This is a genomic window from Microvirga guangxiensis, from assembly GCF_900102135.1.
GTDB lineage: Bacteria > Pseudomonadota > Alphaproteobacteria > Rhizobiales > Beijerinckiaceae > Microvirga > Microvirga guangxiensis.
The window spans coordinates 545,981-562,906 of the sequence record NZ_FMVJ01000002.1; the positions used below are offsets into that span (position 1 = coordinate 545,981).

18 protein-coding genes are annotated in these 16,926 nt (G+C 61.0%); 9 read left to right on the forward strand and 9 right to left on the reverse strand.

Going from position 1 to position 16,926, the window contains the following annotated elements:
- Positions 1-6: 6 nt before the first annotated feature.
- From BLP10_RS02600 to glpK, 5 genes are all read left to right on the forward strand, one after another.
- Positions 7-2,085 carry a hypothetical protein gene (locus tag BLP10_RS02600; RefSeq protein WP_091129348.1) on the forward strand — a complete coding sequence of 693 codons (2,079 nt, stop codon included), beginning with the start codon at positions 7-9 and terminating at the stop codon, positions 2,083-2,085.
- 848 nt (positions 2,086-2,933) lie between these two features.
- On the forward strand, positions 2,934-3,569 hold the full coding sequence (locus BLP10_RS02605) for an HAD-IA family hydrolase (RefSeq protein ID WP_139165412.1): 636 nt from the start codon (positions 2,934-2,936) through the stop codon (positions 3,567-3,569).
- A 43-nt stretch (positions 3,570-3,612) separates the two neighbouring features.
- Positions 3,613-4,842 (forward strand): MFS transporter, encoded by a 1,230-nt coding sequence (locus BLP10_RS02610; protein WP_091129355.1) that lies wholly within the window; start codon positions 3,613-3,615, stop codon positions 4,840-4,842.
- A 54-nt stretch (positions 4,843-4,896) separates the two neighbouring features.
- Positions 4,897-6,417, forward strand: a complete 1,521-nt coding sequence (locus tag BLP10_RS02615) for a glycerol-3-phosphate dehydrogenase (RefSeq protein WP_091129358.1) — start codon at positions 4,897-4,899, stop codon at positions 6,415-6,417.
- An 18-nt stretch (positions 6,418-6,435) separates the two neighbouring features.
- Positions 6,436-7,932 (forward strand): glycerol kinase GlpK, encoded by a 1,497-nt coding sequence (gene glpK / locus BLP10_RS02620; RefSeq protein WP_091129364.1) that lies wholly within the window; start codon positions 6,436-6,438, stop codon positions 7,930-7,932.
- Between the two features lie 43 nt (positions 7,933-7,975).
- Here the strand turns inward: glpK and BLP10_RS02625 are convergent, their stop codons facing one another.
- On the reverse strand, positions 7,976-8,398 hold the full coding sequence (locus tag BLP10_RS02625) for an HIT family protein (RefSeq protein ID WP_091129368.1): 423 nt from the start codon (positions 8,396-8,398) through the stop codon (positions 7,976-7,978).
- A 559-nt stretch (positions 8,399-8,957) separates the two neighbouring features.
- On the opposite strand from BLP10_RS02625, the gene BLP10_RS02630 reads away from it, so the two are divergent.
- Entirely contained in the window at positions 8,958-9,152 is a 195-nt protein-coding gene (locus BLP10_RS02630; protein ID WP_091129372.1) for a con-10 family general stress protein, read from the forward strand.
- Between the two features lie 76 nt (positions 9,153-9,228).
- Here the strand turns inward: BLP10_RS02630 and BLP10_RS02635 are convergent, their stop codons facing one another.
- The 5 genes from BLP10_RS02635 to BLP10_RS02655 form a co-directional block, all read right to left on the reverse strand.
- Positions 9,229-9,777, reverse strand: coding sequence for a hypothetical protein (locus BLP10_RS02635; RefSeq protein WP_091129376.1), 549 nt, complete (start codon positions 9,775-9,777; stop codon positions 9,229-9,231).
- 30 nt (positions 9,778-9,807) lie between these two features.
- Positions 9,808-10,044: a hypothetical protein gene (locus tag BLP10_RS02640; RefSeq protein WP_139165413.1), complete on the reverse strand. Its 237-nt coding sequence runs from the start codon at positions 10,042-10,044 to the stop codon at positions 9,808-9,810.
- A 289-nt stretch (positions 10,045-10,333) separates the two neighbouring features.
- Positions 10,334-11,077, reverse strand: a complete 744-nt coding sequence (locus BLP10_RS02645; RefSeq protein WP_139165414.1) for a PRC-barrel domain-containing protein — start codon at positions 11,075-11,077, stop codon at positions 10,334-10,336.
- Between the two features lie 249 nt (positions 11,078-11,326).
- Positions 11,327-11,848, reverse strand: a complete 522-nt coding sequence (locus tag BLP10_RS02650) for a hypothetical protein (protein WP_091129384.1) — start codon at positions 11,846-11,848, stop codon at positions 11,327-11,329.
- Between the two features lie 290 nt (positions 11,849-12,138).
- Positions 12,139-12,945 carry a response regulator gene (locus BLP10_RS02655; protein WP_091129387.1) on the reverse strand — a complete coding sequence of 269 codons (807 nt, stop codon included), beginning with the start codon at positions 12,943-12,945 and terminating at the stop codon, positions 12,139-12,141.
- A gap of 182 nt (positions 12,946-13,127) precedes the next feature.
- Here BLP10_RS02655 and BLP10_RS02660 point away from each other — a divergent pair, with 182 nt between their 5' ends.
- The gene (locus BLP10_RS02660; protein ID WP_175493747.1) at positions 13,128-13,343 is read left to right on the forward strand and encodes a NepR family anti-sigma factor; all 216 of its coding nucleotides are present in this window, start codon (positions 13,128-13,130) and stop codon (positions 13,341-13,343) included.
- Positions 13,340-13,879 (forward strand): sigma-70 family RNA polymerase sigma factor, encoded by a 540-nt coding sequence (locus BLP10_RS02665; RefSeq protein WP_175493748.1) that lies wholly within the window; start codon positions 13,340-13,342, stop codon positions 13,877-13,879. Before BLP10_RS02660 ends, BLP10_RS02665 begins: the two co-directional genes overlap by 4 nt.
- A gap of 67 nt (positions 13,880-13,946) precedes the next feature.
- Here the strand turns inward: BLP10_RS02665 and BLP10_RS02670 are convergent, their stop codons facing one another.
- A complete protein-coding gene (locus BLP10_RS02670; RefSeq protein ID WP_009494036.1) occupies positions 13,947-14,120 on the reverse strand; it encodes a DUF1328 domain-containing protein in 174 nt (57 codons plus the stop codon).
- A 198-nt stretch (positions 14,121-14,318) separates the two neighbouring features.
- Here BLP10_RS02670 and BLP10_RS02675 point away from each other — a divergent pair, with 198 nt between their 5' ends.
- A complete protein-coding gene (locus BLP10_RS02675) occupies positions 14,319-14,522 on the forward strand; it encodes a hypothetical protein (RefSeq protein WP_139165415.1) in 204 nt (67 codons plus the stop codon).
- Positions 14,523-14,573: 51 nt separating this feature from the next.
- Here BLP10_RS02675 and BLP10_RS02680 read toward each other — a convergent pair whose 3' ends face one another.
- On the reverse strand, positions 14,574-15,434 hold the full coding sequence (locus tag BLP10_RS02680; RefSeq protein WP_091129394.1) for an SDR family oxidoreductase: 861 nt from the start codon (positions 15,432-15,434) through the stop codon (positions 14,574-14,576).
- A 108-nt stretch (positions 15,435-15,542) separates the two neighbouring features.
- Complete coding sequence (locus tag BLP10_RS02685; protein WP_091129398.1) at positions 15,543-16,871, reverse strand: solute carrier family 23 protein; 1,329 nt, start codon at positions 16,869-16,871, stop codon at positions 15,543-15,545.
- Between the last annotated feature and the right edge of the window lie 55 nt (positions 16,872-16,926).

The window sequence follows — 16,926 nt, forward strand, 5'->3', positions numbered from 1 at the left end:
CGGTTCATGTCAGTTCTTTCGATCAGCTTCTCGCCTCTCATCCCGGTTTATGCGCTGTGGATCGTCGGCACCGTCGCAGCGCTTCTCGCATTGCTCGCCATCGTCTCGCGCGGCCCCATCGCGATCCTCCGGGCCGTGGCCCTGGCGCTCGTGCTCCTCGCGCTCGCCAACCCTTCCCTCGTGCAGGAAGAACGCGAGAAGGTGAAGGACATCGTGGCCGTCGTCACCGACCTCTCCACCTCGCAGACGCTCGGCGACCGCGCCGCGATGACGGAGCAGGTGCGCAGCGAGCTGGAACGCCGCTTCGGCTCGCTTGCCGATGTGGAACCGCGCTACATCGCGGCGGATGACCGCGGAGGCGATGAGGGAACCCGCCTGTTCACGGCTCTCTCCAACGGCCTCGCCGATGTTCCGCCGGATCGTCTGGCGGGCGTGATCTTCATCACCGACGGCGTGGTTCACGATATTCCGCCTTCGATCGAAGCGCTCGGTTTCCGTGCGCCTCTTCATGCCTTGATCACGGGCCGACCCGATGAGCGTGACCGGCAGATCAAGCTGATCGAAGCTCCCCGCTTCGGCATCGTCGGCAAGGACCAGACCATCCGCGCGCAGGTGATGGAGCGCGGCGGCACGGGCACGGCGCTCGTCACGCTCCGCCGCGACGGACAGGTGCTGTCGCGCCAGCAGGTGCGCGCCGATACGCCGTTCTCATTGCAGGTGCGCATCGAGCATGGCGGCACCAACGTGGTCGAGCTCGAGGTGGAAGGCCTGCCCGATGAGCTGACCCAGGCCAACAACCGCGCCGTCGTCCCCATCGAGGGCATTCGCGAGAAGCTGCGCGTGCTGCTCGTCTCCGGCGAGCCTCATGCGGGCGAGCGCACGTGGCGCAATCTTCTGAAATCCGATGCGAATGTGGACCTCGTCCACTTCACCATTCTCCGCCCGCCGGAGAAGCAGGACGGCACGCCGATCAACGAATTGTCGCTGATCGCGTTTCCAACGCGGGAGTTGTTCCAGCAGAAGATCAAGGATTTCGACCTCATCATCTTCGACCGCTACGCGAACCAGAGCATCCTGCCGTCGAGCTATTTCGAGAACATCGTGCGCTATGTGCGCGAGGGCGGCGCGATCCTCGTGGCGGCCGGCCCCGAATTCGCAAGCTACGGCAGCCTGGCGCAGACGCGCCTTGCGCCCGTCATTCCCGGCACTCCCAACGGACGCATCATCGAGCAACCCTACAAGGCGAGCATCACAGAGACCGGCAACCGCCATCCCGTGACGCGTGACCTTCCCGGCTCCGAGACATCGCCTCCCGCATGGGGCGAGTGGCTGCGCATCATCGGCTCCGAGGTGCAATCCGGCTCGACGCTCATGTCGGGCGCGAACGAGCTGCCGCTCCTCGTGCTGCGCCGCGAGGAGAAGGGCCGCGTCGCACTGCTTCTGTCCGATCACGCATGGCTGTGGGCGCGCGGCTATCAGGATGGCGGCCCGCATCTCGACCTGCTGCGCCGCCTCGCCCATTGGCTGATGAAGGAGCCGGCGCTCGAGGAAGAAGCCCTGCGCGCCTCCGCCTCCGGCCGCACCATCACCATCGAGCGGCAAACGATGGAGGACACGGCCGCGCCCGTGACCCTCACGACGCCGAGCGGTGGCGAGAGCAGCATCGCCCTCAATGAGAGCCGCCCGGGTCTCTTCACCGCCGAAGTCGAAGGCAAGGAACTCGGCCTCCACACGGTGCGCTCGGGCGATCTGATCGCCTTCGTGAGCATCGGCCCGGCCAATCCGCGCGAGCTGACGGACGTGTTCAGCAACACGGAAGCGCTCACCCCCATCGCGGAAGCGACGGGCGGCTCCGTGCGGCGCGTGGCGATGGCGGGCGATCAAAGCATCACCGTACCGCGCATCCTCGCCGTGCATTCCGGCTCGCGCTTTTCCGGCGGCGACTGGATCGGCCTCAAGCCCAGCGACAGCGCCATCGTGCGCGGCGTCTCCGTCTTCCCCCTGGCGCTCGGCTTCATCGGCCTCGCCCTGCTGATCGGCGCAACGCTCGCCGCCTGGCTGACCGAAGGCCGCCGCAGGGCGTGAAACTGCTGCAACATCCACAGCGTCCTCCGGGATGCGGCGTGACGGAGAACCGAAATCGTCAGCCGAGACGAGCGCATGTTCCTTCCCCCTTGCGGGGAGGGGTAGGGGTGGGGGTGGGGGTCGTAAAGTCGGAGCGCTGCATCTGCTCCAGTGAACACGACAGCCCTACAGCAGATCCCCTCTCCCGGGTGGGAGAGGGGCAGGGGTGAGGGAGTGCCCTCGCCGGACAAGGCTCAGTTCTAACCGCTCGGGAGAATTGGAACTGCGCTTCACTGGTTTGAGGTCTCACCCGGTCGCTCGACCCCCACCCCTGCCCCTCCCCGCAAGGGGGAGGGAACACGCGCCTCATCCAAGCACGGCAGCGGATGATATGTTCTTACTTTGTTCTTGACAATGATCCTAACCTGGGCTATAGCTATGGGCATCCGGCTCCAGGAGGGGCGCGCTCGCGAGGCGTCGTGAATGATGGGAGCCGGAACGGTCCTGTGCAGGTGCTGACGCAGCGTCTGTGACGGGAGGCCCATCGCTGCAAGATGCGGTGTACGCCTAAACAAACCGTGCGCGAGGAGCCGTCGGGTTCTTCACACACTAGACACACGAGCCGGACGCCTCCTCGCGCCCTCCCTCGACCACCAAACCCTCGGAGCCACACGCTCGCGAGGCCATTCCCGCATGCTCTTTGACAGCCATCGATGACGTTTCAGCAGAAGCTGCATCAGCCCTGCACAAGGAACAACAAGGGGGCTCGTTGAATCGCTACCAGTCCCATCGAGAGCGTGACATAAAGTTTCGTTGCCGATGGACATCCCGCAACAACGCTGGAAACGGGGACGAAAGGAACGTTGATCATGCAGGGGCAAATCTTCCTGTTCGACATGGATGGCACCTTGATCGACTCCAATGGCGTGATCGAGGAGATCTGGCATCGTTGGGCCGAGAGGCATGGCATCGACGGACATGCCGTTCTCGCCAAGGCTCACGGACGGCAAGCCGCCGAGACGGTTCGGCTCTTCGCGCCGGAGGGCGTCGATCAGGAGGCCGAGACTGCCTGGGTCAACCAGCAAGCTGCCAAGGAGACAAAGGGGATCAAGGCCATTCCGGGCGCCGATGCCTTCCTCGCCCAGCTCAAGCCGGATGAATGGGCCATCGTCACGTCGGCGAAGCGTTTCATCGCGGAGCGGTGGCTCGCAGCGGCGGGCCTGCCTCAGCCGAAAACACTCGTCGCTGCCGAAGATGTGTCGCGCAGCAAGCCCGATCCTGAAGGGTACCGCCTCGCGGCGGAGCGCCTTGGACACCCTGCAACGGACGCCATCGTCTTCGAGGATGCTCAGGCAGGAATGGAAGCCGGACGCCAAGCCGGGGCAAAGATCGTGGGTGTCGGCTCCTCAAGCCACTTGACCGGGTTCGCCGATACCTGGATTTCAAGTTACAGGCAGGTTGAACTGATAAGAGATTCTTCAGGCGGCTTGAGGCTGCAATTCTGATCATGTCGCCAGTCGAGAAGCACCACGGCTGAAAGTCCGCTCGATGTCCTCCTCCCGCATGCCCTGGGGCTTTGTCTCCGCTCTGTCCCTGAGCGTCCTGATCTCCTACGGCACGATCTTCTATGCCTTCGCTCTTTTCATCGAGCCGATGAGCCGGGAACTCGGCTGGGACAAGACCGAGCTCACGGCAGCCTATTCCCTCGCGCTCGGCACTTCCGCCTTCTTCGCCGTGCCGGTCGGGCGGCTCATCGACCTCGGGTACGGCCGCACCGTGATGACCGGAGGCTCGATTCTGGCAGCAGTGCTGATGCTGGCTTGGTCTCAAGTCGAGAGCTACCTGGTCTTCATCCTGATCTGGGCCGCGTTCGGCCTTTCCATGAGCACCGTGTTCTACGAGCCGGGCTTTGCGGTTCTGGCCCGCAGGCTCGGGTTCCTCACGCGACGGGGCATCACCTTCATGACCCTGGTGGGCGGCTTCGCCAGCACGGTCTTCATCCCCCTCACCCATCTGCTGATCGAGCACCTCGGCTGGCGTCACGCGCTCCTGGTGCTGGCCGCCTTCAACCTCTTCGTCTGCGCCGTCGTGCATGCGGTTTTCATCCCGCCGGCCCTCAAGAAGTCTTCGCCTTCCCACGCCGAAGAACACCGCGCGCTTCCGCAGAATGCCCGCCGCGTGCTTCTGAAGGCCTCCTTCTGGTGCTTCGTCGTCTCCTCGGTTCTGCAGGGCCTCATCGCGGCCGGCCTGCCGATCCATCTGATCCCCCTCCTCACCGAAAAAGGCTACAGCCTGGAAATGGCCGTGATCGCCTTCTCGATCATCGGTCCCGCTCAGGTGGCGGGCCGGATGGCCATGGCGCTCGGGGAGCGCGCTTTCGGCATGAAGGGCACCGGGATCGTCACCCTGGGCCTCGGCGTCCTCGCTTTCGGGCTCCTGCCCATGCTCCCGTCCGGCTCGTGGCTGGTGGCTGCCTTCGCGGTCCTGTTCGGCGCCTCCAACGGCATGATGACGATTGTCCGCGCCCTTCTGCCCCCCGAGCTGTTCGGACGTGAGGGCTACGGCACGGTCCAGGGCATGATCGCCATGCCGGTGCGCCTGACCACCGCTGCCGCCCCCTTCCTGTTCGGCGCGCTCTGGGCCTGGTCGGGAAGTTACAGCACGGTCATGATCCTGTGCTTAGGAATGTCCCTCCTTTCCCTCGGCTTCTTCCTGGCCGTCCTCCTGTTGCAAAAGGGAGGTGAAAATTCCGAAAATTCACTTGCGTTAGACGGCTAAAGAACTCATGTGCTGGGAAACAGAATTGCTTGTATTTGAAGAAAGACGCGTTCCGTGACGGCAGTAACTGATCTTCTCATCGTTGGCGGCGGCATCAATGGCGCGGGCATCGCGCGCGATGCGGTGGGCCGGGGCCTCTCCGTGGTGCTCTGCGAGCAGGGCGATCTGGCGGGCTATACTTCCTCAGCCTCGACCAAGCTGATCCATGGCGGCCTGCGTTACCTCGAATATTACGAGTTCCGTCTTGTCCGCGAGGCTCTGTTCGAGCGCGAGCGCCTGCTGAACTCGGCTCCTCACATCATCTGGCCTCTGCGCTTCATCCTTCCCCATGAGAAGGGCATCCGCCCGGCCTGGTTCGTGCGCCTCGGCCTCTTCCTCTACGACCACCTCGCCCCGCGCAAGAAGCTGCCGGGCACGGAAGGCATCAAGCTCACCAGGCATCCGGCCGGTCAGGCCCTGAAGCCCGGCTTCGACACCGCCTTCGTCTATTCCGACTGCTGGGTCGAGGACAGCCGCATGGTGGCGCTCAACGCTCTCGACGCCTTCGAGAAGGGCGCCGACATCCGGGTGCGCACCAAGCTCGTCTCCGCCCGCCGCGACGGGAAGATCTGGGTGGCGACCTTGCAGAACACGGAGACCGGCGAGAGCCAGGACGTGCGCGCCAAGGTCATCGTCAATGCAGGCGGCCCCTTCGTGGCGGACGTGCTCAACTCCAAGCTCGGCCTCAACACCACGAAGAACGTGCGCCTCGTGAAGGGCAGCCACATCGTGGTGCCGAAGCTCTTCGACACCCAGGAAGCCTTCATCCTGCAGAACACGGACAAGCGCATCGTGTTCGCCATCCCCTATCAGGAGAAGTTCACGCTCATCGGCACCACCGACATCCCGGTCGAATCCGTGCCGGACAAGAAGGTGGAGATCAGCCCGGACGAGGTGCAGTACCTCTGCAACATCGTGAACCACTTCTTCAAGAAGCAGGTCACGCCCGCCGAAGTGGTCTGGAGTTATTCCGGCGTGCGCCCGCTCTTCGACGACGGCTCGTCGAACGCCTCCGCCGTGACCCGCGACTACGTGTTCGACATGGACGCCCCGGAGGGCCAGGCTCCCGTGCTGTCCATCTTCGGAGGCAAGATCACCACCTTCCGCAAGCTCTCGGAGCACGCCCTCGAAGAGCTCAAGGCCTATTTCCCGGACATGAAGCCGTCCTGGACTGAGAATGCCAAGATGCCGGGCGGCGACATCATCGACGCCGATTTCGACAAGTTCCTTGTCACCGTGCGCCAGCGCTGGTCCTTCCTGCCCGAGCAGGTGGCTCACCGCCTGTCGCGCGCCTATGGCACGCGCATTCTCGAACTGCTCGGCCAAGCCAAGTCCATGGCCGATCTCGGCGAGGATTTTGGCGCTGGCCTGACAGCCGCGGAAGTCGATTACCTTATGCGCCACGAGTGGGCGCGCACGGCGGAAGACATTCTCTGGCGCCGCTCAAAGCTCGGTCTGCATGTTCCGGCTGGTGCTGCGGCCAAGATTGATGCTTACATAGCCAAGCAAAAGACTGCATCGATCGCGGCTCAGTAAGAACATCGGGGAGAAACCATGGCCACCTACGTCGGCGCCATCGACCAGGGCACGACGAGCTCGCGCTTCATCGTGTTCGACAAGGCGGGCAACATCGTCTCCGTCGGCCAGAAGGAACATGAGCAGATCTATCCCAAGCCCGGCTATGTGGAGCACGATCCGCTCGAGATCTGGCGCAACACGCAAGGCGTGATCCAGGAGGCGCTGGCGAAGAAGGGCCTGAAGCCTCAGGACCTCGCCGCCATCGGCATCACCAACCAGCGCGAGACCACGCTGATCTGGGACAAGCGCACGGGCAAGCCGCTCCACAATGCGCTCGTCTGGCAGGACACCCGCGTCGATTCCATCGTGGAGGAATTCGCGAAGGACGGCGGGCACGATCGGTTGCGCGCCAAGACGGGCCTTCCGCTCGCGAGCTATTTCTCCGGTCTCAAGCTGCGGTGGCTGCTCGACAACGTTCCCGGCGCGCGGGAGAAGGCCGCAGCCGGTGACGTGCTGTTCGGCAATATCGATACCTGGCTCGTCTGGAATCTCACAGGCGGCGTGAACGATGGCTGCCACATCACCGATGTGACCAATGCCAGCCGCACGCAGCTCATGAATCTTCAGAGCCTGGACTGGGACGAGGAGATCCTGAAGCTCTTCGACATCCCCCACGCCTGCCTGCCACGGATCAAGTCTTCGAGCGAAGTCTACGGCGTCGCCAAGGACGATCTGGTGGGCGTGCCGATTGCCGGCATCCTCGGCGATCAGCAGGCAGCCCTCGTGGGCCAGGCCTGCTTCGAGCAGGGCGAGGCCAAGAACACCTATGGCACCGGCTGCTTCATGCTCATGAACACCGGCGAGACGCCCTACCCTTCCAAATGCGGCCTGCTCACGACCATGGGCTACAAGTTCGGCGACGCAAAGCCGGTCTATGCGCTAGAAGGGTCCATCGCCATCGCTGGCGCTCTGGTGCAGTGGCTGCGCGACAATCTCGGGATGATCCAGGCAAGCTCGGAAATCGAGACCCTGGCGCGCAGCGTCGAGGACAACGGCGGCGTCACCATCGTGCCGGCCTTCTCGGGCCTCTATGCGCCGCACTGGAACTCCCATGCGCGCGGCCTCATCGGCGGTCTCACCCGCTATGCCACCAAGGCGCACATCGCCCGCGCGGCGCTCGAGGCCACCGCCTTCCAGACCCGCGAGGTGCTGGAGGCCATGGCCAAGGACACCGGCATCGCGGTCAAGGAGCTGCGCACGGATGGCGGCATGGTGGTGAACGAGCTGCTGATGCAGTTTCAAGCCGACATTCTCGACGTGCCGGTGGTGCGCCCGAAGGTGATCGAGACAACGGCGCTCGGCGCCGCCTATGCCGCGGGCCTCGCCGTCGGCTTCTGGGCAGGAACGGACGATCTCGTGCGCAACTGGGCCATCGACAAGCGCTGGACCCCGGCCATGGACGGAAACCGCCGCAGCCGCCTCAATGCGGAATGGGACAAGGCCGTTTCCCGCTCCCTCGACTGGGCGGAGTAAGAGCAACAAAAAGCGGCCCAAGGGCCGCTTTCTGCTTCTCGCTTCAGGCCTGCAAGGCCGCGCGGATCTTTTCGGCAAATTCAGCCAACTTGTCGTTGGCTTCCATCTGGCCTGTATGGGGCTTCAGCGGCACGCCTTCGAAGCGCGGAATGACGTGGACATGCAGGTGAAACACCACCTGCCCGCCGGCGCTCTCATTAAACTGCTGGATCGTGAGGCCATCAGCCGAGAATGCATCCTTCACACCGCGAGCGACCACCTGGACCGCCTTCGAGAGCTCCGCGAGATCGTCGGGCTTCACGTCGAGGATGTTGCGAGACTTCGCTTTGGGGATGACCAGCACATGGCCGTCGCCGCGGGGCATGATGTCCATGAAAGCCAAGACATGCTCGGTCTCATAGACCTTGTGGCACGGCAGCTCGCCCCTGAGGATCTTAGCGAACACGTTGTTGTCGTCGTAGGTCATCCTTACCCTCTCGTCATTCGTGGCTAGAGATCTCATACACCGGGCAGGAGCCTCCGGAAAACCGCCCGGTGCCCCCTTAGGCCCTCAAATCCCATAAAACAAAGCCTTTGAGCTGCGGCTTCACATTCGAGTCAATCAATGAAGGAGAGGAAAATCTCAGAGTCGAACATGACTGGCCATAGCGTCATGAGAAGACGTTCATAGAATAATAGGCCCACACTGCTTGCGAATTAGCCGTCTGCTCGACATCCGGGAACCTTGCCAGACTCCGTACTAGACTCAACCGGGCCGAAATATTGACGCAATAATCAGGTTAACTTCTTAAATAAAATTGCCTTTCTTCTATGCATAGTCAACTTGTCGCACCCCGCGCCTGAGAAGGTGCAAGCAACAAAGCATAGCCATTATTTCAATGAGCCAATCAACCGGAATACGTTCTTCTGGGACATTGATTTTTTTCATGGAGAATTTTTTGCAAAGGTTCCGCCTTCCTTGTCGGAACCATCGATTTTGCGAGTGGTTGTTCAACCACGAACACAATTCGTAAAGGAGGCATAAGATGGCGCCCAGTGGTTCGACTTCTAAGCGCGGTTTCGCATCCATGGATTCAGATCGTCAGCGCGAAATTGCAAGTAAAGGCGGCAAGAGCGTCCCGGCAGAGAAAAGATCTTTCTCCCAGGATCGCGAGCTTGCCTCCGAGGCAGGCCGTAAGGGCGGTCAGGCCTCGGGCAACACACGTGGCAACCAGGAGTAATCTACCTGAAAGCCACATGAAAAGGGGCCGCCAAGCGGCCCCTTTACTTATGTAACCTTGCAAAGAAGAATATAGTTCAGAAGCTGAAATTCCGCCCAGGGCTGACGAAGGCCTCGACGATGGCATCCATCCGCTCACCTTCGACCCCGATGATCGCCCTGAATTCGCCGAGACTTGGCATTGGGAACGTGATCGTTCCAAAATCGATGTGGCGCGCCAGTTCTCCAGCAAGCGCAGACAGAAGGTCGAGAGGCGAGACGCTAAGAAGCATCGCGGCCTCCCGGGCAACATCGGAAGATGGCTGCCGCGAAGCGCCGATGAGAGCCATGAGGCAATATTCGTCGATGGTCGCGTGCCGTGATCGAACCTGCCGGTGTTCGAATGCTCCTCCTCTCTGCCGCGTAAGCGCAAAGGCCAGAAGCAGCGCATCCGACACAATACCTTTGGCGGCAGAGGGCTCCACATAAGCGGACAGGGCCTGTTCGGGGCCATCGAGCAAAGCCAAATCGTATTGGTCGTCGAGGCAACCGATGGAGCGAAAGACATCAATTACCGGAACGACGCTGGGGTGTAAGAGAACAGCGACAGTGTCGTGCACGTGGAAGTTCAAGGATGCATCGGTCATCAAACGAACAAGCCTGAAACGGTTTTAAACTTACGAGTGGTGCTGAATGGCCGGGGTAAAGCCCGGGTACCAAGCAGGCACCACCAAGTGCCTCCTCAGCATCAGGGGGCATGTGACTTCATCCTGATGGCAGGTCGAAACGATGCCACTGAGCAACCACGCGACATTCGGCTTTTCATAAGGAGAGGAGCTTGAAGCGAGCCGGGCGAACTCGTCGGGCAGCTCCTCCTGGCACAGGGCCGCATCCAATTCGTTGGTCGCAGTCATTGTCATCTCCGCATCTATCTTGCTTCGGCAACGTGCCCGAAACGCCCCGGTTCCTCTGGGGGCGAAACTTCGCCTCAAGGGGCGTCGCAAATTTTCTGAAAAAAGTTGGGAACCCCCTCCCTATGAACTGCGTTATGTCAGCAACCGGTCCGAACGCCCCCTCGGACTGGCACCTTTAAAGGCGCAGTCATTCGTGACTGCGCCTTTTATTTTGCCGTTTCGGTTCACCCCTCAAACGAAACGGCGCCCCAAAACCGAGGCGCCGCCAAGCGATTGCTTTGCGAGACGATTACTGCTGGGGCGCAGTGCCGCCCGTTCCGGCAGCACCTGTCGCCCCGGTGTTCGAACGGTTCGCGCTATTATCGCCATTCGCCTTGAAGGCTGGAGCAGCCTGGAGTTCAGCCTTCGTCATGCGAAGCACGACGCGATCCGGCTCGTTGTTGGAGGAAGCCGCTCCGCTATTGGCCGCCGGAGCGTTGTTCGTGGCCATATTCGAGTTCGACGTAGCGCCAGCCGAGCCTTGGCCCGTTGCAGTTGAGCCAGTGGTCGCTGCGTTGTTGTCCATGGCATTGGCCTGCTGATCATTGGCGAATTCCAGTGCCTCGAACGGAACAGCCACATCCTTCTCGCCGATGCCGAGGAAGCCGCCCACGCCGACCACAGCAGCCATGATCTTGCCGTTGCGATCCATGATGACATCGTTGATGTCGCCAATGGATTCGTTGTTGGTGCTGACGACACGGGTGCCGATCAGATCAGAAGCCATCATCTGGCCCATCTGCATCTGGGTCATGAACTGCCCCTGCGAGCCACCCTGGTTCATCGCAGATGAGTTGGCGGGCGCAGCCGTTGAGGGACTCGTGGACGGCGTTCCAGACGCGCCCGGCTGCATGGCCGGAGAACCCGAGGTCGCCGCTCCGGAGCCCGAGGCTGTCGGACGGTCAGTCGGAGCCGACGGGGATGTCTGAGCGAAAGCGGGCGCAGCCGCGAAAGCTGTCACGACAAGGCAAGCTGCCATATGCTTCTTCAGCATCGTGATATTCTCCTGGGTATCCAATGAATCGCGATAAGCGCCAAATTGCGCGAGAGCAAAACGCAGCAACCTTATAGACGTTCCAAAATCCACCCCATTAGGATGGCGAGCCGATAATCAGCATTACAAAGTTTTATTATGAACGAATATTCATTGAAAACGCTCGAAATACCTTATGCATACCTTAGCCTACCATCTCTCTGAGCCTATCCAGATATTGTCAGAGGAATGAAGACACGCCTTGCTGTCTCACGACAGGGGCTTATCTAGCGATGCGAGGCACAGGCTCGGCATTCGATTGGCGCTAGCTCTTACGAGAGGGCTCACATCCGCCACGCAGCCGACAGTATTCTTCCGTTTCGGCTTACGTGGCTCTTCTACGCCTTCGCGCACGGCAGGCGAATGCTGGACTGACGGGACCTGCATCTCGTCCTTCATGGTGAGAGCCGGAAGATCCATATTCTTCGAGATTGCCGTCACGCCCGATCGCGGATCCGACCGGTAAAGAACCTTGCCGTCGTCTCCGCGCAGAATGACGGTGGCACGCTCAAGACCAACGATCTCGACGATGGAAACGCCTGCCTGGACTTCAGCCGGGCGCACTGCCGCCAACCGGTCACCCTTGGACGCGACCCGGTCTTGAAACAGCGCCGACCTGAGGAAATCATGCGGCGACTTGAGTGGGGCAAAGCCCGTATCCGCGAAGGCAATGCCACCGGCCAAAAGGGCGGCTCCAGTCAGAACGTAGAATCTCGAGGACGTAAGGAGCATCCCTGTCTCCCGCTGCTTAGCTGAACCATTCGAGAAAACAACGCGACCTTATCTTTGATGTTCCTGCGCATCCCTAGAGGATATTCCAAGAAAAAAGGTGGGAACCTTTATTTTCCAAGCAGCGTTCTTTAAGCACCGGCCTCCTGGTCCTCCCCGCATTCCCCTTGTGCATTGGCCGGCACCTTTAGACGGGCTTTGAAGCCCGTCTTTTTTTATGCCGATTACAACGTGACAAAAGAAAAGCCCGGCTCGAAAGCCGGGCGATTACTTGAGCATACCTGATCAGCTGATCAGGCCGTTGCAGCCCGCGGCTCACGCCGCCTGGCGCTCTGCTGGAAGAACAGCGCCTGGCTGATGACAGCCGAGACGTTCGCCGGCTGGAAGGGCTTGGCGATGAGGAAGGCCGGCTCCGGCCGCTCACCGGTGAGGAAGCGTTCCGGATAGGCGGTAATGAAGATTACCGGCACCTCAAACGACTTCAGGAGGTCGTTGACCGCGTCGAGACCGGAGCTGCCGTCGGCAAGCTGGATATCAGCCAGGATCAGGCCCGGCTGCTTGGTGGAAGCGAGCTTGACAGCTTCCGTGCGGGTCCGGGCGACACCCGTCACATTATGGCCGAGGCCTTCGACCAAGGCCTCCAGATCCATGGCGATCAGGGGCTCGTCCTCGATGATGAGGATGTCCGTGGCCATGTCGGCAGCCAGTTCACGGCCGGCTTCGTCGACGAGCTCGCGCACGGTTTTGGTATCCACATCGAGGATCTGACCGACCTCTTCCTCTCCAAAGCCCTCAAGGCAGGACAGGAGGAAAGCCTGGCGGGGAAGCGGGGTGATCTGGCCCAACCGAACTTCCGCCGGAAGATCGCGTTGAATTTGTTCGCTGCGCCCGTTGACGGAGAGCGAATTCCAGATGCGCGTGAAAACCTGGAAGAGCTCAACCTTGACATTGCCGGAAGGCCCGATGGTCTCGGGTTCGCTCACCAAGGTTTCAAGCGTTGCGGCCACATAGGCATCGCCAGCCATTTGGCTGCCAGTGAGAGCGCGTGCGTAGCGACGAAGGTATGGTAAGTGCTGGACGACAAGCTGAGCTGTCGACATTCGCTTCCCCTTATAGTGCTTATGAATCGTTGTACCGATGGTCCATTCAACGCTGCAAAGCTGCAAAAGTTCCATTTCTGGAACTGTGCTCAACAACAAGCGTTATTGCTCGAAAATGAGTATAGAGCTACTGCCAAGGTTGGCTATCCCTTAATAATATATGGGGTAGCAAGGGGAATCAGATGACAGGTGACAAGGGTAACAAGCTGGCTCGGGCGCTCCCGGGCTCATCACTCGATGACAGGCTTGGAACCGATGCAAAACTCGATAGCAGCAGTCAGAAACGTATCGGCGATCAATTGCGCGCCATGTATGATGAATTGATGCAGCAGCCCGTTCCGGACCGCTTCAAGGAATTATTGGACCAGCTCGACAAAAAGAAGGATGGGGCGCAATGACCCCGGAGCCTGACCTGCGAGAGGCTCTGCTAGCCGCCGTTCCCGGCCTACGCGCTTTTGCCATCTCGCTCTCAGGTCAGGTCGACAGGGCAGACGACCTTGTCCAGGACACCCTCCTCCGCGCTCTTTCCAATCTTCATCGTTTCGAGCCCGGCACAAACCTGAATGCCTGGCTCTTCACGATTCTGCGCAATCTTTTTCATTCCGAGTACAGAAAGCGTCGGCGTGAGGTCGAAGACCCCGACGGCTCTTTCGCGAGCCGGCTGAAGATTCAGCCCGAGCAGGGCTCACATCTTGATTTCGAGGATTTCCGAGAGGCCCTCTCCCAGCTTCCGTCCGATCAGCGCGAGGCGTTGCTTCTGGTCGGGGCCTCCGGCTTCTCCTATGAGGAAGCCGCCAGCATTTGCGGTTGCGCCATCGGCACCATCAAGAGCCGCGTCAACCGGGCCCGCCTTCGGCTGGCGGCTACCCTGAACGTGGACGACATGGACGATCTGGGCCCCGACAGCATGACCCGCGCAGCCCTTCAAGGCTGAACTGCCTCCTATCTACGAAAAACGCCGCCCAGTGGGCGGCGTTTTCTTAAAGCCAGGGAAGACCTCGTTACATGGGGCTTCTTCCGCGCAGAAGGCCGATGACAGCCGAAATGGCGAAGAGCACGATCGCAACGAAGAAGATCAGCTTGGCAATCTCGACGGCCGTACCGGCAATGCCGCCAAAACCGAACAGAGCTGCGACGAGCGCGATGATGAGAAAAGTGACAGCCCAACCGAGCATGGTGTTACCTCGCTAAGATTTATAATCAGCTTTGAGCTGATGACGCTGAAACAACGCCAAGCGCGGCTGTGCGGTTCCGCGAAAAAGCTATGTGTCTAAGATACGGGGAAGCTCGACATAAGTATTCTGCGTAAGAGCACCCAGTATGGAACTCAGCACTCCTAGGCACGTTTTTCAGAACACTTGGGAGATATGTCGATGACCCGTTCCGTTGCCCTTCGTGCATTTATTCTTTTTGCGGTTCTTACTTTGCTTGCGGCCGTCACCGGCGTCGCTTCGCAAGCCCAAATTGCAGAAGTCGTATTCCTGATCGGCGCATCCCTGTCCGCTGTGCTGCTTTTCTTCGCGCTGACGGTGCAGGCTCCCGCTCCGATCCCGTTACGTGTTCGTCGCCGTCGTTGAACGGCTCCAGACTTCAAAAAAGGCGGCTCGCTTGAGCCGCCTTTTTCTGTTTCAGGTTTCCGTCGCGTCCCCACCATTGGGATGCAGGATCGAGCCTGTGATGTAGGAAGCATCCTCGCAGGCCAGGAAGAGGTAAGACGGAGCCACCTCATTTGGCTGACCGGGGCGCTTGAGAGGCGTATTCGCGCCGAAGCTCTTCACCTTCTCGGCCGGGAAGGTCGCCGGGATGAGAGGCGTCCAGATCGGGCCGGGCGCGACCCCGTTCACACGGATTCCCTGCTCCGCGAGCTTCTGCGCCAGGGAACGTGTGAAGGCGACGATGGCGCCCTTAGTCGCGCTGTAATCGAGAAGTTCCGAGCTGCCGCGGTAAGCCGTGACGGATGTTGTGTTGATGATGGCGGCCCCTTGCTTCAAATGCTGCATCGCCGCCTGCGTCATGTAGAAATAGCCGAAAATGTTGGTGCGGAAGGTGCGCTCGATCTGCTCGGGCGGGATCTCGGAAATATCGCCTTTGGGATGCTGCTCGGCCGCGTTGTTGACGAGCACATCGAGCTTGCCGAACTGCTGGACCACCTGATCGACGGCGGAACGGCAAAAGGCCGGATCACCGATATCGCCAGCGATGGCCAGGCACCTGCGCCCTTCCCTCTCCACGAGCTGTTTGGTGGCCTGCGCATCTTCGTTCTCATTGAGATAGACGATAGCGATATCCGCACCCTCGCGCGCAAAAAGCACAGACACCGCGCGACCGATACCGCTGTCGCCACCGGTGATGAGAGCCGTCTTTCCCTTCATCCGGTTGCTGCCCGGATAGCGCGGCTCGTAATCGGGTCTCGGGTTCATCTCGGTCTCGTGTCCGGGCTGCCGGTCCTGCACCTGCGGCGGAAGCGTCTGCTTCTGTTCGGAACTCATCGCACCATCCCTTCTTTGAAAAAGCGATGCGGGCTCCGTTCCTTTGAACAAAGAAAAGCCCGCGTTGATGGCTCAACGCGGGCTCCAGAGACGTGTTCCTGCAAGGCCTTAGGCGCGCGGAACCTCGTTGGCGCGCTGAGATCCCATGTTCAGGATATGGTACAGGATGATCGCTCCGAACGTTGCCGTGCCAATGCCATCAAGGGTGAAGCCTGCAACATTCAGCTTGAAGTTGCCGGCGCCCAGGATCAAGGCTGCCGCCACCGTGATCAGGTTGCGCGGGTTCGAAAAATCGACCCGGTTTTCCACCCAGATGCGGCCGGCCGTTGCTGCGATGAGGCCGAACACCACGATGGACAATCCACCGAGCACAGGCCCCGGAATCGTGCCGATGAAGGCGCCGAATTTCGGCGACAGGCCCAGCAGAAGAGCGAAACCCGCGGCGATGAGGAAGACCAGCGTCGAATAGATGCGGGTCACCGCCATCACGCCCATGTTCTCGGCATAGGTCGTCATGCCTGTACCGCCGGCAGAACCGGAAAGCATCGTGGCAAGGCCGTCGCCCATGAACGCGCGTCCCAGATAGGGATCGAGATTGCGTCCCGTCATGGCACCGATGGCCTTGATGTGCCCGAGGTTCTCCGCGACGAGAATGATCGCGACAGGCGCGATGAGGCTCATGGCACGCATGTCGAACACAGGGCTCTGGAAGGTCGGCAGGCCGAACCAGGCAGCCTCGCGGATCTTCGTGAAGTCGATGGCTGTGCCGTAGCCCAGGTGGTTCGCGAAGATGTAATAAACCAGATAGCCGATGGCGCCGCCGAGCAGCACCGGCAAGCGCTTCCACATGCCCGGCGCATAAACCGCGACGATACCGACCGAGAGCGCCGTCGCGAGCGCGATCCAGCGGGCGAAGTTGGAACCGTCGGCATTATCCGGGGTCACGCCCGAGGCGCTGTTGATCGCGATCGGGGCCAACACCAGACCGATGGCGGCCACGATGGCGCCGGTGACCACCGGCGGCATGAGCTTCTCGATCCAGCGGTGCCCTGCCATCTGGACGATGAGGCCGATGATGAAATAGAGCGCACCCGCCGCAATGATGCCGCCGAGTGCCAGAGGAATGTTCGGGTTCGGGCTGCCGACCGAGGCGCCGGTTGCCACCAAGACAGGGCCGATGAAGGCGAAGCTCGAGCCGAGATAGCTCGGCACCCGGCCGCCGACCACGAAGAAGAAGATCAGGGTGGCGAGGCCGGAGAAAAGGATCGAGACATTGGGATCGAAGCCCATCAGGATGGGCGCCAGCACGGTGGCGCCAAACATGGCCACCACATGCTGCAGGCCTACGACGACCATTTGGCCTGTCGGAAGCCGCTCATCGGGCATGATGGTGCCCTCGGTCTTCAAGGTCCATTTAGGCAGGAAACTATCGCTCATGTTCTATTCCCCCAGACTATGGCGCTTGAGGTGGCACCCTAGTGCGAGGCCCGGA

What these genes read in the sequence shown, in the direction of transcription:
- BLP10_RS02600 (WP_091129348.1), top strand. Translation starts at nt 7, where the DNA reads ATGTCAGTTCTTTCGATCAGCTTCTCGCCTCTCATCCCGGTTTATGCG.
- BLP10_RS02605 (WP_139165412.1), top strand. Translation starts at nt 2,934, where the DNA reads ATGCAGGGGCAAATCTTCCTGTTCGACATGGATGGCACCTTGATCGAC.
- BLP10_RS02610 (WP_091129355.1), top strand. Translation starts at nt 3,613, where the DNA reads ATGTCCTCCTCCCGCATGCCCTGGGGCTTTGTCTCCGCTCTGTCCCTG.
- glpK (WP_091129364.1), top strand. Translation starts at nt 6,436, where the DNA reads ATGGCCACCTACGTCGGCGCCATCGACCAGGGCACGACGAGCTCGCGC.
- BLP10_RS02625 (WP_091129368.1), bottom strand. Translation starts at nt 8,398, where the DNA reads ATGACCTACGACGACAACAACGTGTTCGCTAAGATCCTCAGGGGCGAG.
- BLP10_RS02630 (WP_091129372.1), top strand. Translation starts at nt 8,958, where the DNA reads ATGGCGCCCAGTGGTTCGACTTCTAAGCGCGGTTTCGCATCCATGGAT.
- BLP10_RS02635 (WP_091129376.1), bottom strand. Translation starts at nt 9,777, where the DNA reads ATGACCGATGCATCCTTGAACTTCCACGTGCACGACACTGTCGCTGTT.
- BLP10_RS02640 (WP_139165413.1), bottom strand. Translation starts at nt 10,044, where the DNA reads ATGACTGCGACCAACGAATTGGATGCGGCCCTGTGCCAGGAGGAGCTG.
- BLP10_RS02645 (WP_139165414.1), bottom strand. Translation starts at nt 11,077, where the DNA reads ATGCTGAAGAAGCATATGGCAGCTTGCCTTGTCGTGACAGCTTTCGCG.
- BLP10_RS02650 (WP_091129384.1), bottom strand. Translation starts at nt 11,848, where the DNA reads ATGCTCCTTACGTCCTCGAGATTCTACGTTCTGACTGGAGCCGCCCTT.
- BLP10_RS02655 (WP_091129387.1), bottom strand. Translation starts at nt 12,945, where the DNA reads ATGTCGACAGCTCAGCTTGTCGTCCAGCACTTACCATACCTTCGTCGC.
- BLP10_RS02660 (WP_175493747.1), top strand. Translation starts at nt 13,128, where the DNA reads ATGACAGGTGACAAGGGTAACAAGCTGGCTCGGGCGCTCCCGGGCTCA.
- BLP10_RS02665 (WP_175493748.1), top strand. Translation starts at nt 13,340, where the DNA reads ATGACCCCGGAGCCTGACCTGCGAGAGGCTCTGCTAGCCGCCGTTCCC.
- BLP10_RS02670 (WP_009494036.1), bottom strand. Translation starts at nt 14,120, where the DNA reads ATGCTCGGTTGGGCTGTCACTTTTCTCATCATCGCGCTCGTCGCAGCT.
- BLP10_RS02675 (WP_139165415.1), top strand. Translation starts at nt 14,319, where the DNA reads ATGACCCGTTCCGTTGCCCTTCGTGCATTTATTCTTTTTGCGGTTCTT.
- BLP10_RS02680 (WP_091129394.1), bottom strand. Translation starts at nt 15,434, where the DNA reads ATGAGTTCCGAACAGAAGCAGACGCTTCCGCCGCAGGTGCAGGACCGG.
- BLP10_RS02685 (WP_091129398.1), bottom strand. Translation starts at nt 16,871, where the DNA reads ATGAGCGATAGTTTCCTGCCTAAATGGACCTTGAAGACCGAGGGCACC.